The following is a 24,715-nucleotide window of genomic DNA, read 5'->3' as shown; positions in this document are numbered from 1 at the left end:
GATGCCGGAGCTGGGACGCTACGCGCGCGAGCTGCGCGCGCGCCTGTGGAAGCCGTCGGTGACCGAGGAGGTCGGCGACGAGCTGGCCCACCACCTGGAGATGCTCGAGCGCGATCTCGTCGCGCGCGGCTTCACGCCCGACGCGGCGCGACGCGCGGCGCGCGCGCAGTTCGGCGACGTGCATCGCATCGAGGCGACGTGCGTCGACGAAGCCGAGCACCGCGACCGCGACCGCCGCCTGACGCGCTGGCTCGACGAGCTGCGGCACGACCTGCGCACCGCCGTGCGGCAGCTCCGCCTGCATCCGCGCTTCGCGCTCGTCGCCGTGGCCACGCTCGCCATCGGACTCGGCGCGGCGACCGTGATCTTCGGCATCGCCGACGCGGTGCTCCTGCGGCCGCCGCCGTACCCCGCGCCCGACCGTCTCGTCATCGGCTGGGAGACGACGCCGGCCGGGCAGCCGTTCTCGCTCTCCGAGCCGAACTACCTCGACCTCGCCGCGCGCGCCCGCCGCTTCAGCGGGCTCGCCGCGTTCGCGCAGCGCGCGCCGAGCCTGCGCACGAGCGACGGGCCCGAGCAGCTCTCGTCGACCGCCGCGACGCACGCGCTCTTTCGCGTCCTCGGCGTGGCGCCCGCGTTAGGCCGCACGTTCACGGCGGAGGAGGACGCGACGGGGGGCGACACGCGCGTCGTCGTCATCAGCGACTCGCTGTGGACGCGCCACTTCGCGCGCGACCCCGACGTCCTCAGTCGCACGCTCGACCTCGACGGCGTCACGTACCGCGTGATCGGCGTGATGCCGAAGGGCTTCGACTTCCCCGGCGGCGTGGAGCTGTGGACGCCGCTCGCGCCGAATGCGACGGCGCCGCGCGGCGACCGGCGGATCGACGCGGTCGTCGGGCGGCTGGCGCCCGGTGCGACGGCGGAGCAGGCGGCGGCCGACCTGCGCCGCGCCGCGACGACGTTAGGCACGGAGTACCCGGCGACGAACACCGGGTGGGGCGCCGACGCGCGGCCGTTCATGGAGCTGTACGTGGGCCCGCGGCTCCGCACGCGCGTGCTCACGCTGCTCGTCGCCGTCGGGCTGCTGCTGCTCATGGCGTGCGTGAACGTGGCGAGCCTGCTGCTCGCCCGCGCCGGCGCGCGTCAGCAGGCGCTCGCCGTCCAGGCCGCGCTCGGCGCCGGGCGATCACGCATCGTGCGGCAGCTCCTCACCGAGAGCGTGGTCCTCGCGATCATCGGCGGCGCGGCCGGCGTCGCGCTCGCCGCCGCCGCGATGCCGCTCGTCCGCTCCACCGGCGCCGCCGCGGTGACGCGGCTCGCGGACCTGCGCGTGGACTGGCGGCTGGTGGGATTCGCGCTCGCCGCGTGCATGACGACGGGCGTGGTCTTCGGCCTCGCGCCGGCGCTGCGTCTCGCGCGCGCGGCGGCTCCGCGCGGCGGCGCCGGCGGACTGCACGGCGTGCTGCGCAGCGGACGCCGCATCGCCGACACGAGCCGCGTGCGGAGCGCGCTCATCGTCGCGTCGGTCGCGCTGGCGACGATCATGCTCGTGGGCGCGGGGCTCGTCGGCGGCAGCTTCGTACGGCTGCTGCGCGTGGACCTCGGCTTCCGCGCCGAGCGCGTGCTCACCGGCTCGATCGCGCTGCCGGCCGGACGCTACGACGCCGAGCGCACGGTGGCGTTCGACGCCGCGCTCGTCGAGCGGCTGCGCGCGATCCCGGGCGTGACGTCGGCGGGGACGACGAACATCGCGCCGCTGGCGGCGGGCAACACGGCGATGCCCTGGGCGCCGGCCGAGCGCAAGCCGGCGACCGTGGACCAGTATCGCATCGCCTCGTGGCGCTCGGTGTCGACCGGCTACTTCGCCACGTTGGGCGTCCCGCTCCTGCGCGGCCGGCTGTTCGGCGGCGGCGACGTGCGCAGCGCGCCGTGGGTCGCCGTCATCAACCAGCGCATGGCGTCGCTCGGCTGGCCCAACGAGGATCCGGTGGGGCACGAGGTGGTGCTGGGCAGCGGCCGCACGATGCGCATCATCGGCGTCGTCGGCGACGCGCGTCTCCTCAACGTGGACAGCCTCCCGGCGCCGACGATGTACTACTCGGCGCAGCAGATCGGCTTCCCGTCGATGTGGCTCACGGTGCGCACCACGGGGGAGCCCGCGGCGGCCGCGGCGGCGGTGAAGCGCGCGGTCGCGTCGCTCGATCCGGATCTGCCGGTGGCGCAGCTGCAGCCGCTCACGCAGCTCGTCGCCGACGCCACGGCGCAGCCGCGGCTCACCATGCTCGTGTTCGCGATCTTCGCCACGGCGGCGCTCGCGCTCGCGGCGATCGGGCTGTACGGGCTTATCTCGTTCATGGTGGTGCAGCGCACGCGCGAGATCGGCGTGCGGCTCGCGTTAGGCGCGGTGCCGCGGCGCATCGTGCGCGACGTGCTCGGTCACGGGCTGCGGCTCGCCGGCATCGGCGTGGCGCTGGGCGTGGCGGTCGCGTACGCCGGAACGGGACTGCTGCGCACGATCCTGTTCGAGGTGACGCCGACGGATCCGCTCACGTTCGGCGGCGTGACGGTGCTGCTGCTCACCGTCGCGGCGCTGGCCAGCACGGTGCCGGCCCGACGGGCGTCGCGGCTCGATCCCGGACTGACGTTGCGGGCCGAGTGAATCGCGCCGTGCATGGCTCCACGTACGTGTTTCTGGAGGACTGAAGAAGGACTGAAGGAGGACTGAAGAAGGAGAACACCAACAGCGTTGTTGGTCCTTCTTCAGTCCTCCTTCAGTCCTTCTTCAGTCCCACGAGCCCTCGTACGTGGAGTCGTGCATGGCGCGTACTTTCGCCGCTCGCAGCGATGGACCTTCGGCTCCGGCCCGAAGTGGAGCAGCAGCCCGACCCCGAGCCGCGTCGCGCTCAGGTAGCTGAGCAGCTGCCGCCGTGCCGCCGCGGGCAGGTCGTAGGTGGACTTCACCTCCACGACGAGCATCTCGTCGACGACCATGTCGAGCCGCTGGGTGCCCAACGGCTGGCCCTTGTAAAAGACGGGAATCGCGACTTCTCGGCCGACGCGGTGGCCGCGGGCCAGCAGCTCGCGCTCGAGCGCGGCCACGTACAGGTGCTCGACGAAGCCGAAGCCGAGCGTGTGGTAGACCTCGTAGAACGCCCCGATCACCGAGTGCGTCAAGCGCTCCGCGTACAGCTCGCCGTGTGTCATGCCGTACGATGGGCCGGCGCGGGAGCAGGAGAGTGCCGAATCATCGCAGGGAGGGTTCCGGCGACGCGTGGACGGCTCCACGTACGTGTTTTTGTGGGACTGAAGAGGGACTGAAGAAGGACTGAAGAAGGACTGAAGAAGGACCAACCAGAAAAAGTCTTGTTGGTCCTTCTTCAGTCCTTCTTCAGTCCTTCTTCAGTCCTCCAGAACCACGTACGTGGAGTCCAGAGCGGCGCGACTCACTCCGCGCGCAACGCCGCCACCGGATCCATCCGTGCCGCCCGCCGCGCCGGGATCCAGCTCGCCGCGCACGCCACGACGGCGAGCAGCAGCGCGAGCGCGCCGAACGTGAGCGGGTCCGTGGGGCTCACGCCGTAGACGAGCGTGCGCATCGCGCGGGTCAGCGCCGCCGCGGCCACGAGGCCGAGCGCGATGCCGCCCGACGCGTACGCCAGCCCTTCGCCGAGCACTCCACGCATCACCGCGGCCCGGCCCGCGCCTAACGCCACGCGCACGCCGATCTCCCGCGTGCGACGCGCCACCGCGTAGCTCACGACGCCGTAGATCCCGATCGCTCCCAACGCAAGCCCCACGACGGCGAACGCGAGCAGCAGCGTCATGACGACGCGCTGCTGGGCGAGCGACGTCACCACGAGATCATCGGCGGGGCGCACGTCGGAGATCGGCACGCCGCGGTCGAGCGACGCGACGACGGCGTGCAGCCGGCGCGCCGCGCGCCGCGGATCGTCCGCCGTGCGGATCACGATCGCCGTGGCGCCCTGCGGGAACTGCGACGCGGCGAGATAGAACTCGGGCTCCGGGGCCTCGGCCAGCGACACGTGCCGTACGCTCCCGACCACGCCGACGATCCTCGCCCACGCGTCGCGCGTCGCGCGCTGCGCGCGCAGCCGCTTCCCGACCGCCGCCGCGGCGCTGCCGAAGCGCGCGCTCGCGAACGCGTCGCTCACGATCGCCACCGGCTCGGCGCGCATGTCGTCGCGCGCGTCGAACACGCGGCCGGCGAGCAGCGGCACGCGCATCGTGCCGAAGTAGTCGCCGAGCGCCGTGCGGAACCCCGGGCGGAACGGCGTCGCGCCGGGTGCCGCGGGCTGCCCCTCGATCTCGACGTCGTTGTGCCAGTCGAAGCCCGTGAGCGGCAGATGGTGCAGCGCACCGACCGTCACCACGCCCGGCTCCGCGCGCAGCCGGTCGAGCACGCGCGCGTAGTAAGCGGCACGCTGCTCCCGCGTGCCGTACGCGTCGCCGGTGGGCTGCACGCGGAGCGTGAGCACGTTCGCCGTGCGGAAGCCCGCGTCGACGTGCGTGAGCCGCCACAGCGTCTGCAGCATGAGCGCCGCGCCGATGACGAGGACGAGCGCGAGCCCGACCTCGGCGACGACGAGCGCGCCGCGCGCCCGGCGCGCCGCCACGCTACCCGCCTCTCCGCGGGCGCCGCGCGCCACCCGTCGCAGGTCCGGGTGCGTCGCGACGACCGCGGGCGCGACGCCGCACAGCAGACCCACCGCGAGCGTGACGCCGGCGCACACGACGAGCACCGGCACGTCGAGCGCGACGCTCTCGAGCCGCGGCGTGTCGGCGGGGAGCAGGCGCACGAGCGCGCGCAGCCCCGCCGCGCCCAACGCCACGCCGAGCGCGCCGCCGCCCGCCGCGAGCACCGCCGACTCGCCGAGCAGCTGCCGCACCACGCGGGCGCGCGTGGCGCCGATCGCGACGCGCGTCGCGATCTCGCCGCGCCGCTCGGCCGCGCGCGCGAGCAGCAGGTTGCCGACGTTCGACGCGGCGATGAGCACGATGAAGCCGACGGCGCCGAGCAGCACGAGGAGCGGCGCGCGCAGGGCACCCACCACCTGGTCGCGCAGCGGCACCACGTCCACGTCGCGGCCGTACGCCGCCTCGTACCCCAGCGCGCTCCGCATCGGCGGCACGAGCGACCGGAGCTCGGCGAGCGCGGCGGCGCGCGTCACGCCCGCGCGCAGCCGACCGACGAAGTGCGCCGTGCCGCCCGTGTAGAACGGCGACGCCGGATCGATCTGGAGCGGCAGCCACAGCTCGGCGTCCGCCTGGAAGATGCGCGTCGCGGGCGGCATCACGCCGACCACCGTGTACGGCTCGCCGTCGAGCACCATCGTCGCGCCGACTGCGCGCGCGTCGGCGCCGAACGCCGTCGTCCACAGCTCGTGGCTCAGGAGCACGACGTGATCGCGCCCCGCCGCCGACTCGCCGTCGACGAAGCCGCGCCCGAGCACGGGGCGCGCGCCGAGCACGCGGAAGAAGTTCGTCGACGTGCGCGCGCCGTTCAGCTGCAGCGCCCCGCCGGGGCGGCTCCACGAGATCCCCCAGCCCGGGCTGAACGCGGCGACGCCGCCGTCGAACGCGCGCGCGTGCCGCTGTAGGAACTCCAGCTCCCCGTTCGAGCCGAAGTGCGCCGGCCACACGCCGACCAGCCGCCCTGGATCGCGATACGGCAGCGGCGAGAGCAGCACGCCGTGCACCACGCTGTAGACCGCCGTGTTCGCGCCGATCCCCAGCGCGAGCGTGAGCAGCGCGACGAGCGCGAACGCCGGACGTGCGCGGAGCGTGCGGACGGCGAAGCGCGCGTCACGCAGGAACGAGGCGGCGAGAGCGAGCATGGCGGGGACCGGTCGGAGAGGTCGGCGATCCGCGAGCGCCTCTCTGACACCGCCGCCCGGCGAAAGGGTTGGACGCGGTCACTCCGCGCGCAGCGTCACGCTCGGGTCCACGCGCGCCGCGCGCGCCGCGGGGATCGCGCACGCCACGACGGCCACCGCGAGCAGCACCGCGCCCACCGCGCCGTAGACGAGCGGGTCGTTCGGCGACTCCCCGAACAGGAGCGGCGCCATGCGACGCGCGCCGACGAGCGCGATGACGCCGCCGATCGCGAGGCCCGATGCCGCGAGGCGGAGGCCGGCCCCCAACACGAGGCGCAGCACCGCACCCGCGCGCGCGCCGAGCGCGAGCCGCACGCCGATGTCGCGCGTCTGCCGGGCGACGTCGTAGGCGATCACCGCGTAGAGGCCCACCGCCGCGACGAGCAGCGCGAGCGCGCCGAACGCGGCGAACAGCGTCGCGCCGAGCCGCCACGACTGCATGCGCGGGTCGACGACGTCGCGCATCGGCGTCACCGTCACGTAGCCCGCGCCGGGCATCAGCGCCTGCAGCCGCCGACGCAGCGACTCCGCGTGATGCCGCGCGTCGCCGTCGCGCATGCGCACGAACACGAGCGGGCGCTGCCCGTTGCGGGCCTGCGGGCGTGCGAGGTAGTACTGCTGCCGCTGGTCGTCGCCGAGCCCCGTCTGCTTGATGTTCTCCACGATGCCGACGACGGTCGTGCACGGTGGGTCCTTGGCCCCGTCGCGGATCTTGATGCACTGCCCGATGGCGTCGCGCCCGGGCCACAGCGTGCTCGCCATCCCCTCGCTCACCACGGCGACGGGCGGCGTGTCGGCGCGGTCGTCGTCGGTGATCGGCCGGCCGCGCAGGAGACGCGTGCCCATCGTGCGGAAGTAGTCGCCGGTGGAGGCCTGCACCGTGAAGCGCCCGAACCGGCTCACCGAGTCGACCCCCGGCACGGTGAAGCTCTGCCCCCACGTGTCGGACAGCGGCACGCTCGCGCCGAGCGCCGCGGCCTCCACGCCGGGCATCGTGCGCGCCGCCTCGAGCAGCCGCGCGCCGAGCGCGGTGCGCTCCTCCTTCGACAGCGTGGCGCCGCGCAGGTTCGGCGCGACGTACAGCACGGGATCGGCGTCGAAGCCGAGGCGGAGCGACTGGACGTTGTGGAAGCTCCGCACGAACAGCCCCGCGCCGACGAGCAGCGTGACCGACAGCGCGCCCTGGAACACGAGCAGCACCGTGCGCGCCCGCGAGCGCGTCGCCGTGCCGCCCCGGTCGCCGGCGCGGAGCGTCGTCGTGAGGTCGTTGCGTCGCGCGCCGAGAGCCGGCATGAGCCCCGTGGTGAGGCCCGCGAGAACCGCCGTCGCGGCGACGACGAGCAGCGTGCGCGGGTCGCCGAGCGCGCCGCCCGCGGTGCCTGCCGGCAGGAACAGCGCGCGCAGCACCGCGCCGCCGAATTGCGCCGCGAGCACGCCCACCACGCCGCCGAGCAGCGCGAGCAGCAGGCTCTCGCTGAGCAGCATGCCGAGCACGCGCCGGCGCCCGGCGCCTAACGCGAGGCGCATCGAGATCTCGCGCCGCCGCGCGAGCGCGCGGGCGAGCAGCAGGTTCGCGACGTTCGCGCACGCCACGAGCAGCACGGCGATCGCGACGCCGCCGAGCCACGTCGCGACACGCGCCGAGGCGCTCGCCTGCGGCCCCCGCTCGAGCGACACGGGCCCGGCGAGCGCCGTCGGCCGCGCGATCGCCGTCGGCGCGAGCCCCGGCTCCTGCGCGCGTTGGGCGGCCCAGCTCCGCTCGTACGCGCTGGTGAGATCCGCGGTGGCCGCGTCCGCCGTCACGCCCGGCTTGCGCCGCACGAGCATCTGGAGCCACCCCCAGCTGTAGCTCGTGTAGTAGCCGCGCGACGTCTCGGGGCTCTGGATCGACCCGGCGAACGTCGTGATCGGTATGAACACCGCCGGCGGCCTCTCGTCGGTCATGCCGACGAATCCGTCGGGCGCCACGCCGACGATGGTGCACAGCACCGTGCCGACCCGCAGCGTCTTCCCGAGCACGTCGGCGCGGCCGCCGTACCGCGTGCGCCAGAACGCGTGGCCGAGCACCGCCACCGGCGCGCCCGCGGGAACGGTGTCCTCGCGCGCCGTGAAGAAGCGGCCGAGCGTGGGACGCGCGTCGTAGAAGCGAAAGAACGACGCGCTCACCGCGGCGACCGGCATCTCCTGCGCGTCGGCGCCGTCGCCTAACGCGAGCTCGCGGAACGCGAACGCGGCGGACTGCGAGAAGCGCGTCGTCCACCGCTGGAAGTCGAGGTAGCGCGTGTACTCCAGCGAGCGGTCGACGATCTCCTCGCGCTGGAAGCGGTACCTGACGTAGACGCGATGCACGGTCGACGGATCGCGCAGGAACGCCGGCGGACGGAGCAGCAGGCGGTCGACGACCTCGAACATCGCCGCGTTCGCGCCGAGGCCCAGCCCGAACGTGAGCGCGACGGCGAGCGTGAAACCCGGACGCGCGCGCAGCGTGCGCACGGCGAATCGCACGTCCTGCCGCACCGCCTCCCACCAGCCGCGGCGTCGCGTGCGCTCGAAGCGGCGGCGGTCGACGCGCACGAGCTCCGCGCGACTCGCGGCGCGGTCGCCGTACTCGCGCTCGGCCGTGTCGCGCGCGGCGTCGAGCGTGCGCCCCTGCCGCACGAGGTCGTCCACTCGGCGGTCGATGTGGTAGCGGATCTCCTCGTCGACGTCGCGCTCGAGCGACTGGCGGGTGGCGGGGAGCCGGAAGAGGCGGCGAAACATCTCAACCTCCCGCGTCGACGGCGTGAACGATCTTGAAGACGGCGGCGGCGTAGCGGTCCCAGTGCGAGACCTTGGCCCGCAGCTGCGCGCGGCCGCCGGCGGTGAGCGTGTAGTACTTCGCTCGGCGGTTGTTCTCGGAGAGCCCCCAGTCGCTGCGCACCCAGCCGCGATCCTCGAGGCGGTGGAGCGCGAGATACAGCGCGCGATCCTCGACGGCGATGGCCTCGTCGGACGTGTCGCGGATCCAGCGCGCGATGGCGTAGCCGTGGCGCGGCCCCCACGAGAGGGTCTTCAGGACGAGCAGGTCGAGCGTGCCGAGCAGCAGGCCGAGATCGTCGGCGGGCGCCATTGGTATCTCCCCGGAGCGACTCCGGGGAGCATGCGTCGGCGGGCGAGTTCCGTCAAGCCGCCGCCGCGTTCGACGTGATGACGTAGCTGCTCCGCGTGTACCAGTTCCGCGACCGCGACCGCGTCGCGTCGCGTCGCACGGCGTGACGGTGACGCGGAGCTACGCGCTGGAGGTGCGGCTCAGGCGGCGCGAGGCGACGGCGGGGCTCCACGAGCGCGTGGATCATCCGTCCGACGCGCGCGCGACGTTCATCGACCCGCTGCGGCGGTTCAGGGACGCGGCGAGGCGGCGCATCCGCGGTTGACGGCAGGCCTGCTTTGGCGCGCCGTTCACGACTCCACGTACGAGTTCTCGTGGGACTGAAGAAGGACTGAAGGAGGACTGAAGAAGGACCAACGACACTGTTGGTGTTCTCCTTCTTCAGTCCTTCTTTAGTCCTTCTTCAGTCCTTCAAAGAACACGTACGTGGAGTCCGAGCGCGGCGCGACCCCCCTTATTGACACCATTATTGTACCATTGCTAGACTAGAGACCGACTCGTTCGGGAGGAGACCGATGCGGAGCGGCGATTTCGCGGTCGAGGTGGTCCCGCACGGCAGTGGCCGGGTGCGGGAGCTGGAGACGGGGCACGTGCTCGCGCGGCCAGGGCAGGTCTACCGGATCCGCCTGCGCAATCTCGGGCCGCTGTACGCGGTGGCCGACGTGAAGCTCGACGGGCACCGCGTGACGGCCGGGGGCCTCGTGCTCGGGCCGTGGAGCGCCACGGAGCTCGAGCGCCCCGTCGACGCCGGGGAGCACGGCCGATTCACCGTCGTGGCGGAGGGGGACGAGCGCGTGTTCGGCCCCGACGGCGGACGCGACGATCCCTCGCTCGGCCTCCTCGAGGCGCGGTTCCGCCGCGAGCTGCCCGGCCACGACCGCCGCGACGAGCCGACGCCGCGCATCGCGATGCCCACCGCGCCACGGCGGCCGATTCCCGGGGTGCCGCGGCTGCCGAGCCGCTTCCCCGCGGGGCCGCCGGAGTGGGTGCCGCCACTCAACGAGATGCCGTCCGCGCCGCGCGCTTCGGCGTACGGCGGCGTCGGCCAGCACGTGGAGGCGCCCATGCCCGTGGAGCGCGGTGGTCCCGGCGACGCGGTGGAGCGCGCGGCGGGGACGGGGCTCACCGGCCACTCGGACCAGCAGTTCACGCCGTTCGCGCTCGGCCCGCTGGAGACGGAGGCGACGGTGATCCAGCTCCGCATCGTGATCGGCACCGAGGAGGCGCTCGCCGACGACGCGCCGCGTCCGCTCGCCGGTCGGCTCGCGCCGTCGCGGCCGCTCGCGCGCCCGTAGCGGTGCGAGCGAGCCGCATCGGGGGCGCGCGCGTCGCCCGGCAGGCCGCCGTGCCTAACGACGTGGACGCGGCGCGCGCCGGCGCCGAGCGCGCCGCGCGCGACGAGCTCGCGTCGTGGCGCGCGCGCGCGATCCCCGACGCCGCGGCGCCGCTCGACGCGGAAGATCTCGTGCGGCTGCTGCGCGACTGCGTGGCGGCGCTCGGGCTCGACCCGGCGATCGCGTCGGGGTTCACGGTGAACACCGTGCACTACTACCGGCGCAAGGACGTCATCGACCCGCCCGAGGGACGCACCGCCGCGGCGCGCTACGGCGTGCGGCACCTCTGGCAGATCGCCGGCGCGCGGCTCGCCGGACACCTCGGGCTCGTGACGCTGGCCGAGGCGCGCGCCGCGATGCGCGACGCCGACGAGCCCGCGCTCGTCGCGTTCCTCGCCGCGCGGGTGGCCGACGCGCGCGCCCGCGACGCGGTGCGTGCGTCGCCCCCGCGGTACCGGACGAGGTGCAGGCGCCGCGCGCGCTGCCGGGGCGGCGCGCCGCTGCCGCCGCACCGCCGGCGGCCGGCGCCGCGGTCGTCTTCCAGCTCCCGGGCGACGCGTGGTGCGTGGTGCCCGCGACGCATCCGGCGCACCGATCGGCGGAGGCGGCGCACGAGCTGGCGCGCGCGCTCGCGACGGTGCTCGGCGAGAACCGACTTTCCTGAGGCGACCATGTCGACGCTGCACGTGCCCTACGTGATCGAGCGCTCCGCCCGCGGCGAGCGCACGTACGACATCTTCTCGCGGCTGCTCATGGACCGCATCGTGTTCCTCGGCACGCCGGTGAACGACGACGTGGCGAACAGCATCATCGCGCAGCTGCTGTTCCTCGAGTCGGACGCGCCGGGCAAGGAGATCCAGCTCTACATCAACTCGCCCGGCGGCGTGGTGTCGGCAGGGCTCGCGATCTACGACGCGATGCAGTACCTGTCGTCGCCGGTGTCCACGACCGTCGTGGGGATGGCCGCGAGCATGGGGTGCTTCCTGCTCACCGCGGGCCGCAAGGGGCGCCGCGCCGCGCTGCCGCACGCGCGCATCATGATGCACCAGCCGAGCGGCGGCGCGGAGCGCGGCGCGGCGGCCGATATCGAGATCGTGGCGAAGGAGATCCTGCACAACCGCGCGAAGCTCTACGAGCTGCTCGGCAAGCACACCGGACAGCCGCTCGAGCGCATCGAGCGCGACTTCGAGCGCGACCGGTGGTTCTCGGCGGCGGAGGCGCTGCGGTACGGATTGATCGACACCGTGCTGGAGGGGAGTGGAGTCCTGGAGACTGTCGCGTGAGTCGGACCGCAGAGGACGGCAGAGGGCCGCGGAGCCTTTCATTTGAACCACAGAGGACACAGAGGACACAGAGGAAACCCACTCTCTTGAAGGGTTCTCCTCTGTGTCCTCTGTGTCCTCTGTGATGAAAAAGTAGTGCCGTTCTCTGCGGCCCTCTGCGGTTCGAAGACGAAGCAATCAGCGAGGCTTCATGCGCATCCTCGTCGTCGGCGGTACGGGCTTCATCGGGCGGTTCCTGCTGCCGCAGCTGTCGGGCGTGGGACACGATGTCGGAGTCGTGCACCGGCCGGAGAGCAGCGCGACGCTGCCTAACGGCGTTCGCGGCGTCGCGGCGGATCGGCAGCGGCTCGGCGAGCACGCGGCGATGCTGCGCGCCTTCGCGCCGGACGTCGTGATCGACCTCGTGCTCAGCTCGGGGCGGCAGGCGGCGGAGCTCGTGGAGGTGTTTCGCGGACACGCGGCGCGCGTCGTCGCGATCACGAGCATGGACGTCTACCGCGCCGCGGCGCTGCTGCACGGTCTCGAGGACGGCCCGCTGGCGCCCGTGCCGCTGACCGAAGACTCGGCGCTCCGCACGCAGGCGCAGACGTACCCGCCCGCGCAGCTCGAGCGGCTCCGGCAGCTGTTCGGCTGGCTCGACGACGCGTACGACAAGGTGGCCGTGGAGCGCAACGTGGTCGCCGCGCCGGATCTGCCGGCGACGGTGCTGCGCCTGCCGATGATCTACGGTCCGGGCGACCGGCTGCACCGGCTCTTCCCGCTGCTCAAGCGCATGGACGACGGACGCCCGGCGATCCTGCTCCCCGAGCGCCTCGCGGCGTGGCGCGGACCGCGTGGGTACGTGGAGAACGTCGCCGCCGCGATCGCGCTCGCCGCCACCGACGCGCGCGCGACGGGCCGCACGTACAACGTCGCCGAAGCGGAGAGCGTGACGGAGCTGGAGTGGGCGCGGCGCGTCGCCGACGCCGTCGGCTGGCGCGGGCGCTTCGTCGTGCTCCCCGACGACGCGATCCCCTCGCACCTGCGCATGCCCGGGCGCCTCGAGCAGCACTGGGCCGCCGACAGCTCGCGCATCCGCGCGGAGCTCGGCTACGCGGAGCCCGTATCGCGCGACGAATCGTTAGGCCGCACGATCGCTTGGGAGCGCGCGCACCCGCCGGCCGTCGATCCGGCGCAGTTCGACTACGCGGCGGAGGATCGTGCACTGTCCAGCTCACGCGAAGGCGCGGAGAACGCCGAGCACACCAATTGAAATTGGTCGTCTCCGCGTTCTCCGCGCCTCCGCGTGAGACGGCACTGCCCTCACTCGCTGCGTAACGCGTCGCTCGGATCCACGCGTGTCGCGCGTCGTGCGGGCACCAGCGAGGCGACGAGCGCCGCGGCGGCGAGCGTCGCGGCGACGGCGAGGTACACCAGCGGGTCGCGCGCGGAGACGTCGAACAACAGCGGGGCGACCCAGTGGCTCGCGGCGAGCGCCGCCGCGGCGCCGAGCGCGATGCCGGCCGCGGCGACGCCCATGCCCTGGCCGAGGACGAGCGCCGTCACGTCGCGGCCGCGCGCGCCGAGCGCCATGCGCAGCCCCATCTCGTGCAGCCGTTGGGCGACGGTGTACGCCATGACGCTGTACAGCCCGACCGCCGCGATGAGCAGCGCGAGCATGCCGAACGCCGTGAACATCGTCGCGCCGAGTCGCCACGGGCGCACCTGCGGGTCGATGCGATCCTCGAGCGGCACCACGTCGAGGTAGCGCGCGCCCGGCGCCGCCGGGGCGAGCTCGCGGCGCAGCGTCGCGGCGAGCGACGCCGGACGCACGCCCGGCGCGGCGCGCACGACGAGCGCCCGCATGCTGCTCGTCGCCTGCTTCTGCGCCAGCGGGAAGTAGTACTGCATCTGCGGCGGCTCGCGCAGCTCGTTGTTGATCACCGTGCGCACGACGCCGACGATCTCGCTGCACGGCGCCTTCTCGTCGCCGATGCGCATGCACCGCCCGATCGGGTCGGCGTCCTTCCAGATGCGCCGGGCCATCGCCTCGTTCACGAGCGCCACCCTCGGCGCGCCCTCGACGTCGGCCGCGGTGATCGGCCGGCCGCGCACGACACGGATGCCGGCCGTCGCGAAGTAGTCGGCGCTCACCGCGTTGTAGATCGGGAACCCGACGCCCAACGTCCGCAGCGAGTCGAAGCCGGGGATCGTGAGGTCGCCGGCGACGAGCGACCAGAACGGGCTCGTCGTCGACAGCGCGGCGCGCTCCACACCCGGCACGCGGCGCGCCCGCTCGAGCAGGCGGTCGTACGCGGCGAGCTGCACGTCACTCGGCACGGCGTCCGGGAACGACGCCTCGGCGAACACGAGCCGCGCGGGCTCGTAGCCGAAGTCGAGCGCGCCGATCCGCCGCAGGCTGCGCACGAACAGTCCCGCGCCGACGAGCAGCACGACCGACAGCGCGGCCTGCGCGAGCAGGAGCGTGGAGCGCGTGCGCGACCGGCGTCCGCCGCCGTCGCGCGCGCCGGTGCGCAGTCCCGCGGTGACGCCGAGCGCGGCGACGTGTGCCGCGGGAGCGAGCGCGGTGAGCAGCGCGGTGAGCGTGGTGGCGCCGAGCGCGAACAGCAGCACGCGGCCGCTCACGACGCCCTGCGACCAGTCGACGTCGGGGAGGAGCGTCGCGCGGACCGCGGCACCGCCCCACCGCGCGACGAGCAGCCCGCCGACGCCGCCTAACGCCGCGACGAGCGCGCTCTCCGTCAGCAGCTGCCGCGCGAGCCGCCACCGGCCGGCGCCCAGCGCGGTGCGCACCGCGATCTCCCGGCGGCGGCGCACGGCGCGGGCGAGCAAGAGGTTCGCGACGTTCGCGCACGCGACGAGCAGCACGATCGCGGCGACGCCGGCGAGCCACGCGGCGATCGACGCCCGCGTGCGCCGCTCGGACTTCACGGGCGCGTGCGCCTCGGTCACCGGTGCGGCGATGACGCGGGCGCCGTAGTCGAACGCGTTCGTGTCCGGCGCCGTGAGACGCAGCGCCGCCGTCGCCTCGCGTTCGGCCCGCGCCGTCGTCGCGCCGGGACGCAGCCGCGCCACCATGCGCACCCACGCGATGCGCCCGTCGGTGGACCAGTCGCGCGCGCGCGCGTGGTACGCGATCGTCGACAGCGGCACGTAGACGTCGGTCGGCTCGAGATCGGTGCCGTTGAAGCCGCGCGGCGCGACGCCGACGATCACGTAGCGATCTCCCTCGACGACGACCGTGCGGCCGAGCACCGCGGAGTCGGCGCCGTACGCCTCGCGCCAGTAGCGGTCGCCGAGCACCGCGACGAGCGATCCGGCAGGCACGCGATCGTCGTCGGGCCCGAAGAAGCGGCCGAGCGCCGGGCGCACGCCGAGCAGCGTGAAGAAGTTGCCGGTCGCCTCGATCACATGCCGCTGCCGCGCCGCGTCGCCCTCGCCGACGACGTGCTGCCCGGGGAAGAAGCCCGCCACCGCGGCGAACGCGCGGGTGCTGTCGCGCACCGTGAAGTACGCGGGCGCCGAGACCATCGGCATCACGCGCCCGTTGAACCCCGCGCGGCGCCGCTCGATGTACAGCCGCGTCACGTGTCCCGCGTCGGCGACGAGCGCGGGGGGACGGAGCAGCAGCCGGTCCACGACGCCGAACATCGTCGCGTTGGCGCCGATGCCTAACGCGAGCGTGACGATCGCCGCCGCCGCGACACCGGGCGCGGAGCGGAGCTGGCGGACGGCGAACGCGGCGTCCTGCCGCACGGAGTCGAGCCGGTCGCTCCAGGTCATGCGCGTGTCTCGGCGGCGCGCGGCGTCGAGGAGCCGCGGCCGCGCCTCGGTGAGCGCGCCGAAGCGGCGCCAGGCCTCGGCGCGCGCCGCCTCGGGAGTCCATCCCTCGCGCACGAGCCGCTCGGCGCGCAGGTCGACGTGCAGGCGGATCTCGTCGTCGACGTCGCGCTCGCGCAGCGCGGGGCGGCGCAGCGCGAGGCGGAAGAGGCGTCGGACGCGAGGGCGGATCATTCCGACCGCAGCGCGTCGCTCGGGTTCGCGCGGGTGGCGCGCCGCGCGGGCACGGCGGTCGCGGCGAGCGCGGTGCCGGCGAGCACCGCGGCGACCGCGCCGAACACGAGCGGATCGCGCGGCGAGACGTCGAACAGCAGCGGCGCCACCCAGTGCCCCGCGGCGAGCGCCGCGACGCCGCCCGCCACGAGCCCGAGCCCCACGACGCCCATCGCCTGCCGCAGCAGCAGCCGCACGACGTCCGCCGCGCGCGCGCCGAGCGCCATGCGCAGCCCCATCTCGTGCAGCCGCTGCGCGACGCCGTACGCCATCACGCTGTAGAGTCCCACCGCGGCGATGAGCAGGGCGAGCGCGCCGAACGCGGTGAACATCGTGGCGCCGAGCCGCCACGGCCGCACCTGCGGGTCGACGCGGTCGGTGAACGGCAGCACCTCGACGTAGCGCGCCTCGGGCGCCACGGGACGGAGCGCGCGCCGCAGCGTGGACACGAGCGACGCCGGCCGCACGCCGGGCGCCGTGCGCGCGACGAGGGCGCGCATCGAGTTCCCCGAGCTGCCCTGGGCGAGCGGATAGAAGTACTGCAGCACCGGCGTCTCGCGCAGCTGCATCTCGATCGTGTTGCGGACCACGCCGACGATCTCGCTGCACGGCACCGTGTCGCCGCCGATCTTGAGGCAGCGGCCGATCGGGTCGGCGCCCTTCCAGATGCGGCGCGCCATCGCCTCGTTCACGAGCGCCACGCGCGGCGCGCCGCGCACGTCGGTGGCGGCGAGCGCGCGGCCGCGCACGATGTGCGTGCCCATCGTCTCGAAGTAGTCGTCGCTCACCGCGTTCCAGTGCGGGAACTGGTCGCGCAGCGCGGCGAGCGAGTCGAAGCCGGGGATCGCGAGGTCGCCCGCGGCGGCGGACCAGAACGGCGACGTCGTCGCGAGCGCGGCACGCTCGACGCCCGGCGTGTGGCGCAGACGCTCGAGCAGCCGGTCGTACGCCGCGAGCCGCGCCGTCATCGGCAGATCCTCGGGGAACGACGGATCGACGAGCAGCAGGCGCTCCGTGTCGTAGCCGAAGTCGAGCGCACCGATGCGGTCGAGGCTCCGCACGAACAACCCCGCGCCGACGAGCAGCACGACCGACAGCGCCGCCTGCGCGACGAGCAGCGCGCCGCGGAGCCGCGCCTGCCGGCCGCCGCCCTCGCGCACGCCCGTGCGCAGCCCCGCGACGGCGCCGGACGAGGCGAGGTGCAGCACCGGCGCGAGTCCGATGAGCAGCGCCGTGACGGCCGTCGCGCCGACGGCGAGGAGCAGCACGCGCGCGCTCACCACGCCCTGCGACCAGTCGACGTCGGGGAGCAGCGCGGTGCGCACGAGCGCCCCGCCCCATCGGGCCACGGCGAGGCCGAGGACGCCGCCTAACACGGCGAGCAGCGCGCTCTCGGTGAGGAGCTGCCGCGCGAGGCGCCACCGTCCCGCGCCCAGCGCGGTGCGCACGGCGATCTCGCGGCGGCGGCGCACGGCGCGCGCGAGCAGCAGGTTCGCCACGTTCGCGCAGGCGATGAGCAGCACCACCGCGGCGACGCCGGTGAGCCACGCGGCGACGGCGCCGCTCGTGCGTCGACCGCTCTCGTTCAGGCCGCGCACGTCGGAGAGCCCGGTGGCGAGCGCGCGCGCGTGGTAGTCGAAGCTGTTCGTGTCGGTGACCGCTCGGCGCAGCGCGGCGGTGACGTCGCGCGCGGCGTCGGTGCGCGTGACGCCCGCACGCAGCCGCCCGACCATGCGGATCCACGCCATGTTGCGCTGCTCCGCCCAGTCGTGGCCGCGCATGTGCCACGACGTCGCCGACAGCGGCAGGAAGAGATCGACCGGCTCGAGGTCGACGCCGGTGAAGCCGCGCGGCGCGACGCCGACGACGACGTAGCGCTGTCCCTCGACGACGAGCGATCGCCCGACCGCCGCCGGATCGCCGCCGAACACGCGGCGCCAGTAGCCGTCGCCGAGCACGACGACGCGCGAGCCGGAGGGGACGCGGTCGTCGTCGGGACCGAGCAGGCGGCCGACCTGCGCGCGCGTGCCGAGCATCGCGAAGAAGTTGCCCGTGACCTCGGTGGTGCGGAGCTGCCGCGCCTGCGCCCCCTCGCCGACGACGAACCGGCTCGGGAAGTAGGCCGCGACGGCGGCGAAGCCGCGGGCATCGTCGCGCACCGCGCGGTACGTCGGGTAGCCGACGGACGGGTCGACCCAGTTGTTGAACGCACCGCGGCCGCGCTCGAGGTAGAGCCGCGCCACGCGCGCGGCGTCGGCGACGTGCGGCGGTGGCCGCAGCAGCAGCCGGTCCACGATGCCGAACATCGTCGCGTTCGCGCCGATGCCTAACGCGATGGTGAGCACGGCCGCCGCGGTGACGGCGCGCGCGGCACGGAGCTGCCGCAGCGCGAACGCGAGGTCGTGCCGCACGCTCTCCAGTCGGTCGCCCCAGCCCATGCGCGTGTCCCGGTGGCGCGCGGCCTCGAGGAGCCGTCCGCGGGCGTCGTCGAGCAGCGCGGCGAAGCGGCGCTCTGCCTCGACGCGCGCCGCCTCGGGTGACCACCCCTCGCGCACGAGCTGCTCGGCGCGGAGGTCGATGTGCAGCCGGATCTCGTCGTCGACGTCGCGCTCGCGGAGCGCGGGGCGGCGGACGGCGAGGCGGAACAGCCGCCTCACGCGGGGGCGGATGAGGCTCACGACGCGCTCGGCGCCTGCGTGAGGATGCGCGTGACGGCGCCGGCGTAGTCGAGCCACCGCGCGGTCTCGGTGCGGAGCTGCGCGGCGCCGGCGCGCGTGACCTTGTAGTAGCGCGCGCGGCGGTTGTTCTCCGTCGTGCCCCAGTCGGCGGCGACGAGGCCCCGCTCCTCCATGCGGTACAGCGCCTGGTACAGCGCGGAGTCCTCCACCGGGAGGCTCCCGCCCGACTCGCGCTCGAGCCAGGCGACGATCTCGAAGCCGTGCATCGGCCCCCACGACAGGGCGCGCAGCACGAGCATGTCGAGGACTCCCTTCACGACCGGCAGCGGTGCGGCCATGGCTCCTTTCAGAATCTGGATGGAGACTCTGGAAAGAGAGATGCGACGCGCCGCGCGGCGCGTCAAGAGCGGCCCGTCACTCCTTGCCCGACTCCAGCGCGGCGGCCAGGTGCGCGAGCAGCCGCTCGGCCGTGAACGGCTTCTCCACGAACCCCCGGCAGCCGGTCACGTCGGTCACGCTCCCGTCGCCGTTCACCGACGCGCCGGACAGCTCCGCGTAGCCGGACATGAGCACCACCGGCAGCCCGGGACGCAGCACGGCCACCTCGCGGGCGAGCTCCACGCCGCCGAGCTCCGGCATCGCCGCGTCGGTGAGCAGCACGTCGATCGCCGCGCCGCCCCGCAGCGCCTCCAGCGCCGCCGCACCGTTAGGCGCCTCCCGCACCGCGTAGCCCGCGCGCTCGAGCATGCGACGCGTCACCGCGCGGATGGGGGCCTCGTCCTCCACGAGGAGCACACGCTTGCGCGCGGCCGGGCACGGCCGCGCCGGCGCCGGCTCTGCCGCGCGCGGCGCACGCTGGACGAGCGGGAACGACACGGTCACCGTCGTCCCGCGCCCCTCCACGGACTCGATGTGGATCTCGCCGCCGAACTGCCGCACGAGGCCGTAGACCGTCGCGAGGCCGAGTCCCGTGCCCTGGTCGTGGCGCTTCGTCGTGAAGAACGGCTCGAACGCGCGCGCCCGCACGTCGGGCGACATGCCGTGGCCGGTGTCGCGCACCTCGAGCACGGCGCGCTCGATCCCGTCGGGCCCCGCCGCGATGCGCACGCCGAGCGTGAGCACGCCGCGGCCGGCCATCGCGTCGCGCGCGTTCACGGCGAGGTTCATCACGATCTGCTCGAGCTGCGGCGCCGTCGCGCGCACCGGCGCCGACACGTGCGCGTCCGGCAGCCGGAGCTCGATCGCCGGCGAGAGCAGCTGCCGTAGCATCGCGCCGAGCGCGCGCGCGATCGCGGCGAGATCGACCTCCGCCACCTCGAGCGCCTGCCGGCGGCTGAACGCGAGGAGCTGCTTCGTCACGCCGACGCCGCGCGTGGCCGCGGCGAGGATCTCCGCGACGTCGTCGCGCAGCGGCGCATCGGCGGGGAGATCGTCGTGCACGAGCTGCGCGTAGCCCGCGATCGCGGCGAGGATGTTGTTGAAGTCGTGCGCGACGCCGCCGGCGAGCTGGCCCAACGCCTCCATCTTCTGCGTCTGCCGCAGCTGCTCCTCGAGCGCGAGCCGCTCGCTCACGTCGAGCAGCACGCCGACGACCGCCGGCCCGCCCTTGTACGGCGCGGCGCTGCCGTGCACCTCGACGTGCACCACCCGGCCGTCGCGGCGCAGGCCGCGGAACGCGTAGTGCGCGGTGCCGCGGCCGCGCCGGATCCGCCGCCGGATGTTGCCCATCACGACGGCGCGGTCGTCGGGGTGCACGAGCACGTCGATGCCGGGCAGCGCGAGCAGCTCCTCCGACCGCTCGTACCCGAAGGTCTCGGCGAGCCGCGTGTTCGCGTACGCGAAGCGGCCGTCCTGGATCACGTAGACGCCGGTGATGGACTGGTCGAGCAGCCCGCGCATCGTGCCGTACGCGTCGCGCGCCGCCGACTCCGCACGCTTCAGCGCCGTGAGGTCACGCGTGGTGGTGAGCACGTGCTCCACCTCGCCCGCGTCGTTGTACTCCGGCACCACGCGCGTGTGATAGTGCCGCTGGACGCCGTCGGGACCGGTGAAGTCGAACTCGGTCTCCTCCGCGCAGCCGGTGGCGAACACGCGGTCGTTGATCGTCTCCCACGGCGTGATGAGCGCCTCCGGGAAGCCCCACTCGCGCAGCGTCTTGCCGACGAACCACGCGGCCGGCACGCCGGTGGCCTGTTCCACCGCACGGCTCATGAACCGCACGCGATGCTCACGGTCGTAGCGCGTGATGACGTCCGGCGAGTGCTCGGTGACGGCGGCGAGCGCGCGCTCGCGGCGCCGCAGCTCGGCCTCCATGGCGAGCCGCTCGGAGACGTCGCGCACGAGCACCACGCGCACCGTGCGGCCGTCGGCGGTCATCGTGCGGCCGCGGAGCTCGCACGGGAACGTGGTGCCGTCGGCGCGCAGCGCGGTGCCGATCAACGGGTGCTCGGACTGCGCGGCCATGTGCGCCGCGACGCGCGGGCGATCGTCCGGCGCGGCGAAGTCGAGGACCGGGCGGCCGACGAGTGCCTCCGGCGTGCTGCGGAGCATGCGCGCGATCGCCGCGTTGACGAACTGCACGTGGCCGCGCTCGTGGATCACCACGCCCTCGAGCGTCGCGTCGGCGAGCACCCGGGCCCAGTCGGTCGCCGCTCCCCGCTCGCCGTGCTCCGTGCTGCTCCCGCCGCTGCCGCCGCTGCCGCCGCTGCTCATGTCCGGTCCTGGGTCGTCCCGCGCCAACGCCGCGCGTCCGCGGCCCTCTTCGAAGGACGATCTCTCCGGGACCGGTGCAACGCCAGCGGCGGCGCCTACGTGACGAGGGCCATCGCGTGCTCCGCGGCACGGACGCCGCGATACTGTGCCTCCTCGAACAGCGACAGCCCGCTGACGTCGGAGTTCGCGTAGAACACCCGCGCGCCGCGCGCCGGCGCCCACCACTCGGCGCGCCGCGCGAGAAAGCCGGGCTCGGGGCGCGGCATGGCGTGCCCGTGCCGCATGACGTCGACGCGCGAGACGCACTCGCGCAGGTCGGGGTGCGCGCGCTCGAGGTCGGCGAGCGCGAGCTCCGCGCACGCGCGCCAGTCCATCGCGAGCAGCCGGCGCCGCTCCGCTGCCGGATCGCCGTCGGCGAGCGCGCGGTAGTACGTCCACACCGTGCGCGGCTCGGGCGTCGCGCGCAGCGCCTGATGGGTGGCCACGACGTAGCCGAGCCCGGGCGAGTCGACGATGACGTTGTCCCACGCCTCGGGCGCATCGTCGTCCGCGGCGCGCGGCCGGCGGTCGAGCGTGAGGTTCGCCACGAGCCACGGCGCGTAGCGCCACGACGCCGCCGGCGCGCCCTCCACCACGTACCGCGCGAGGAACGTCGGCGCGGCCCAGATCACGGCGTCGCACGTCCACTCGGTGGCCGCCGCGACCACGCGCATGCGTGTCCCGGCGCGCTCGACACGTCCGACGGGTGCGTCGGCCACGACGTGCGCCTCGACCCTGCCTAACAGATGCCGCACGAGGCGACCGTTCCCCTCCGGCCAGGTGAGCGGCCCCGGATCGTCCGCCTCGCGCGCGGCGAAGTAGTGCAGCGCGGCCCACGCCGACGCGTCGCGCGCGCGGGTGCCGAAGTCGTCGCGGCACGCGTAGTCCACGTACCAGCGCAGCGCCTCGGAGCGGAACCCCTCGCGCGCGAGCCACGCCTCGGCCGTGAGCGTGTCGAGCGGCGAGCGCGCGACGTCGTGATCGGCGGCGCCGAGCGCGAGCGGGATGGTGAACGCGCCGCTCGCGCGCAGCTCGTCGACGACGGCGTCGAAGCGGCGCAGCTCGCGCTCGCCGTCCGCGTCCATCGCGAGCGCCTCGACGAGCCCCTCGCGCCACCGCCCGTGCACGAACGCGCGCTCCTTCGGCGCGAAGCAGAGATCGCGCTCGCTCCACGACCCGTCGGCACTCAACAGCCCCATCTCGGCGAACAGCTCGCGCACGAGCGTCGCGTGCGGACCGGGCACGGGGACGTAGTGCGCGCCCCACGGATACGCGCTCACCGCGTTCTCCCCCCAGCGCGCGTTGCCGCCGGGGCGCGAGAGCAGCTCGAGGAGCACGAAGTCCGTCACGCCGTGCTTCGCGAGCCACCATGCCGCGGAGAGCCCCGCCACGCCGCCGCCGACGATGACGATCGACCGCCGCTCGCGCCGTCGGACGGGTGGGGCCGCGCCGCCGTCGCGAATCAGATGCCCCGCGGCATGCCCGTCGTCGACGAGGGACCCGGCAAGAGGCCGCCCACTCTTGCACGACAGGCCGACGAGCGCCGCGGCGCCTAACGCGCCCGCGATGAACGTGCGGCGGCCGATCGAGTCCTCACTCACCGAACGCGTTTCCTCGTCATTCACGGCCCCGTGAGTTTGGTGCGCGGATCGGCGGATTCACGGATTCGTCGATCCGCGTACCAAACGCGAGGAGGGTGGCTTTCACGTGGAGTCCTGAGACGGCGCGCCGGACCGCGCCTCACCGGATCGCCGTTCACCGGTCGATCCGGCTCCACTCCTCGTCGTAGTAGCGCACGAGGGCCTGATCGTTCAGCCGGTTCACGCGCGCGGGCACCGGCAGCATGTCGGTCGCGAACGTGAACAGCTGCGGCACCTCGCGCGGCGTGAGGTAGCGCAGCCCCGCCGGCAGCCCGTCGGGAAACGTGTACGGCGCCGAGCGCGCGGCGGCGAGCACGAAGCCCCACTCGCCGAACGACGGCACGTAGAGGTGGTACGGGTGCGTCGCGAGGCCCGCCTCGCGCAGCGTCGCGACGATGCTCCAGTACGACTTGCGCGCGAACAGCGGCGAGGTGCTCTGCACGACCGCGAGGCCGTCGCGGCTCAGGTGCCGTGCGAGGAGCTGATAGAACGCGACGGTGTACAGCTTCCCCACCGCGTAGTTCGACGGATCGGGGAAGTCGACGACGACGAAATCAAAGAGGTCGCGGTGCGCGGCGAGCCACACGAACGCGTCGTCGTTCACCACGTGCACGCGCGGGTCGCGCAGCGAGCCTCCGTTCAGCGCGACGAGGCGCGGGTGCGTCGAGAACAGCCGCGTCATCTCCGGGTCGAGGTCCACGAGCACGACGTCGTGCACGCCCGGGTAGCGGAGGATCTCGCGCACCGCGAGCCCGTCGCCGCCGCCGAGCACGAGGACGCGGCGCGCGCCGGGGAGCGCGGCGAGCCCCGGGTGGACGAGCGCCTCGTGGTAGCGGTACTCGTCGCGCGACGAGAACTGCAGGTGGCCGTTCAGGAACAGCCGCAGGTCGTCCTTCCACGCCGTGAGCACGATGCGCTGGTAGCGCGTGTCGCGCGCGAGGATGACGTCGTCCGCGTACATGTTCGACTCGGCCAGCGCGGTGATGCGGCCGGCGCGCCACATGCCGAGCGACAGCGCGACGAGCACGAGCGCTCCCGCGCCCCACAGCGAGCGGCGCGCGCCCAGCCGGTCGCGGAACAGCCACGTGCTCCACAGCGCGACGAGCGCGTTCACGACGCCGAACAGCAGCGCCGCGCGCACGAGCCCCAGCCGCGGCACGAGCACGAGCGGGAACAGCAGCGAGGCGCCCAACGCGCCGAGGTAGTCGAACGTGAGGACGTTGGAGACGACGTCGCGGAAGTCGTAGCGGTCGCGCAGGATGCGCATGAGCAGCGGCACCTCGAGCCCGACGAGCACGCCGACGACGCCGACGAGCAGGTAGAGCGTGAGCCGGAACGCCTCGGTGTACGCGAACGCGAGAAAGAGCAGCGTGGAGCTGAACCCGCCGACGAGCGCGACGAGCAGCTCGATGGTCACGAACCGCGCCGCGATGCCGCGCCCCACGAACCGCGACAGCCAGCTCCCGATGCCCATCGCGAACAGATAGGTCCCGATCACCGTCGAGAACTGCGTCACGCTGTCGCCGAGCAGATAGCTGGCGAGCGCGCCGGCCACGAGCTCGTAGACGAGCCCGCAGGCGGCGATGAGGAGGACGGTGACGAACAGCGCGACGGCCACGGACGGCTCCTCTACGCTCCACGCTCCACGCTCCACGCTCGCTCGGTGCCGCGAACGGGCCGAGCGTGGAGCGCGGAGCGTGGAGCGTGGAGAGCGCTCAATGGATTGCGGCGGCGATGATGATCGACAGCCCGATCGCGATGCCGGCCATCACGATCGCGAGCGCCGAGTTCCGTTCCTGCAGCAGGTCGCGCCACAGATCGCCCGGCGTCAGCCGATCGATGATCACGAACGCCAGCACGAAGATCACGATGCCGAGCACCGCGAACAGGAGCGCGGCGACGGCGTTGGGCAGGAGGTCGGGAGTCATGGC

The 24,715-nt window shown here is 74.1% G+C and carries 16 protein-coding genes; 5 read left to right on the top strand and 11 right to left on the bottom strand.

Features of this window, described 5'->3' with window-relative positions:
- The first annotated feature begins 1 nt into the window (after position 1).
- Positions 2-2,662 carry an ABC transporter permease gene (locus tag J421_RS27900; protein WP_025414409.1) on the top strand — a complete coding sequence of 887 codons (2,661 nt, stop codon included), beginning with the start codon at positions 2-4 and terminating at the stop codon, positions 2,660-2,662.
- A gap of 101 nt (positions 2,663-2,763) precedes the next feature.
- Here the strand turns inward: J421_RS27900 and J421_RS27895 are convergent, their stop codons facing one another.
- The 4 genes from J421_RS27895 to J421_RS27880 form a co-directional block, all read right to left on the bottom strand.
- Entirely contained in the window at positions 2,764-3,207 is a 444-nt protein-coding gene (locus J421_RS27895) for a GxxExxY protein (protein WP_025414408.1), read from the bottom strand.
- Positions 3,208-3,446: 239 nt separating this feature from the next.
- The gene (locus J421_RS27890) at positions 3,447-5,858 is read right to left on the bottom strand and encodes an ABC transporter permease (protein ID WP_025414407.1); all 2,412 of its coding nucleotides are present in this window, start codon (positions 5,856-5,858) and stop codon (positions 3,447-3,449) included.
- A 78-nt stretch (positions 5,859-5,936) separates the two neighbouring features.
- On the bottom strand, positions 5,937-8,657 hold the full coding sequence (locus J421_RS27885; RefSeq protein ID WP_025414406.1) for an ADOP family duplicated permease: 2,721 nt from the start codon (positions 8,655-8,657) through the stop codon (positions 5,937-5,939).
- Position 8,658: 1 nt separating this feature from the next.
- Complete coding sequence (locus tag J421_RS27880; RefSeq protein WP_025414405.1) at positions 8,659-9,006, bottom strand: PadR family transcriptional regulator; 348 nt, start codon at positions 9,004-9,006, stop codon at positions 8,659-8,661.
- A 142-nt stretch (positions 9,007-9,148) separates the two neighbouring features.
- Here J421_RS27880 and J421_RS33205 point away from each other — a divergent pair, with 142 nt between their 5' ends.
- The 4 genes from J421_RS33205 to J421_RS27865 all read left to right on the top strand — a co-directional run bounded on the left by J421_RS33205 (position 9,149) and on the right by J421_RS27865 (position 12,914).
- On the top strand, positions 9,149-9,310 hold the full coding sequence (locus J421_RS33205) for a hypothetical protein (RefSeq protein ID WP_158508938.1): 162 nt from the start codon (positions 9,149-9,151) through the stop codon (positions 9,308-9,310).
- Positions 9,311-9,560: 250 nt separating this feature from the next.
- On the top strand, positions 9,561-10,340 hold the full coding sequence (locus J421_RS27875) for a hypothetical protein (RefSeq protein ID WP_025414404.1): 780 nt from the start codon (positions 9,561-9,563) through the stop codon (positions 10,338-10,340).
- A 719-nt stretch (positions 10,341-11,059) separates the two neighbouring features.
- The gene (locus tag J421_RS27870) at positions 11,060-11,662 is read left to right on the top strand and encodes an ATP-dependent Clp protease proteolytic subunit (RefSeq protein WP_025414403.1); all 603 of its coding nucleotides are present in this window, start codon (positions 11,060-11,062) and stop codon (positions 11,660-11,662) included.
- Between the two features lie 190 nt (positions 11,663-11,852).
- Entirely contained in the window at positions 11,853-12,914 is a 1,062-nt protein-coding gene (locus J421_RS27865) for an NAD-dependent epimerase/dehydratase family protein (RefSeq protein ID WP_025414402.1), read from the top strand.
- A gap of 50 nt (positions 12,915-12,964) precedes the next feature.
- Here J421_RS27865 and J421_RS27860 read toward each other — a convergent pair whose 3' ends face one another.
- From J421_RS27860 to J421_RS27830, 7 genes are all read right to left on the bottom strand, one after another.
- Positions 12,965-15,676 (bottom strand): ADOP family duplicated permease, encoded by a 2,712-nt coding sequence (locus J421_RS27860; RefSeq protein WP_025414401.1) that lies wholly within the window; start codon positions 15,674-15,676, stop codon positions 12,965-12,967.
- Positions 15,673-18,393, bottom strand: a complete 2,721-nt coding sequence (locus J421_RS27855) for an ABC transporter permease (protein ID WP_025414400.1) — start codon at positions 18,391-18,393, stop codon at positions 15,673-15,675. Before J421_RS27855 ends, J421_RS27860 begins: the two co-directional genes overlap by 4 nt.
- Positions 18,390-18,731: a PadR family transcriptional regulator gene (locus J421_RS27850; protein ID WP_025414399.1), complete on the bottom strand. Its 342-nt coding sequence runs from the start codon at positions 18,729-18,731 to the stop codon at positions 18,390-18,392. Before J421_RS27850 ends, J421_RS27855 begins: the two co-directional genes overlap by 4 nt.
- Positions 18,732-18,807: 76 nt before the next feature.
- Positions 18,808-21,105 (bottom strand): PAS domain S-box protein, encoded by a 2,298-nt coding sequence (locus tag J421_RS27845; protein ID WP_025414398.1) that lies wholly within the window; start codon positions 21,103-21,105, stop codon positions 18,808-18,810.
- 95 nt (positions 21,106-21,200) lie between these two features.
- Positions 21,201-22,745 carry an NAD(P)-binding protein gene (locus tag J421_RS27840; protein WP_025414397.1) on the bottom strand — a complete coding sequence of 515 codons (1,545 nt, stop codon included), beginning with the start codon at positions 22,743-22,745 and terminating at the stop codon, positions 21,201-21,203.
- Positions 22,746-22,899: 154 nt separating this feature from the next.
- Positions 22,900-24,438: a polyamine aminopropyltransferase gene (locus tag J421_RS27835; protein WP_104023363.1), complete on the bottom strand. Its 1,539-nt coding sequence runs from the start codon at positions 24,436-24,438 to the stop codon at positions 22,900-22,902.
- A 61-nt stretch (positions 24,439-24,499) separates the two neighbouring features.
- The gene (locus tag J421_RS27830) at positions 24,500-24,712 is read right to left on the bottom strand and encodes a DUF350 domain-containing protein (protein WP_025414395.1); all 213 of its coding nucleotides are present in this window, start codon (positions 24,710-24,712) and stop codon (positions 24,500-24,502) included.
- Positions 24,713-24,715 lie beyond the last annotated feature (3 nt).

Origin of the sequence: Gemmatirosa kalamazoonensis, from assembly GCF_000522985.1 — a bacterium.
Lineage (GTDB): Bacteria > Gemmatimonadota > Gemmatimonadetes > Gemmatimonadales > Gemmatimonadaceae > Gemmatirosa > Gemmatirosa kalamazoonensis.
The sequence above is the reverse complement of the archived record's forward strand: the minus strand, read 5'-3'. Positions and strand labels throughout refer to the sequence as shown.

Coding starts and splice junctions, on each gene's coding strand:
- J421_RS27875 (WP_025414404.1), top strand. CDS start 9,561: ATGCGGAGCGGCGATTTCGCGGTCGAGGTGGTCCCGCACGGCAGTGGC.
- J421_RS27880 (WP_025414405.1), bottom strand. CDS start 9,006: ATGGCGCCCGCCGACGATCTCGGCCTGCTGCTCGGCACGCTCGACCTG.
- J421_RS27900 (WP_025414409.1), top strand. CDS start 2: ATGCCGGAGCTGGGACGCTACGCGCGCGAGCTGCGCGCGCGCCTGTGG.
- J421_RS27895 (WP_025414408.1), bottom strand. CDS start 3,207: ATGACACACGGCGAGCTGTACGCGGAGCGCTTGACGCACTCGGTGATC.
- J421_RS27845 (WP_025414398.1), bottom strand. CDS start 21,105: ATGAGCAGCGGCGGCAGCGGCGGCAGCGGCGGGAGCAGCACGGAGCAC.
- J421_RS27865 (WP_025414402.1), top strand. CDS start 11,853: ATGCGCATCCTCGTCGTCGGCGGTACGGGCTTCATCGGGCGGTTCCTG.
- J421_RS27830 (WP_025414395.1), bottom strand. CDS start 24,712: ATGACTCCCGACCTCCTGCCCAACGCCGTCGCCGCGCTCCTGTTCGCG.
- J421_RS27860 (WP_025414401.1), bottom strand. CDS start 15,676: ATGATCCGCCCTCGCGTCCGACGCCTCTTCCGCCTCGCGCTGCGCCGC.
- J421_RS27890 (WP_025414407.1), bottom strand. CDS start 5,858: ATGCTCGCTCTCGCCGCCTCGTTCCTGCGTGACGCGCGCTTCGCCGTC.
- J421_RS27850 (WP_025414399.1), bottom strand. CDS start 18,731: ATGGCCGCACCGCTGCCGGTCGTGAAGGGAGTCCTCGACATGCTCGTG.
- J421_RS27885 (WP_025414406.1), bottom strand. CDS start 8,657: ATGTTTCGCCGCCTCTTCCGGCTCCCCGCCACCCGCCAGTCGCTCGAG.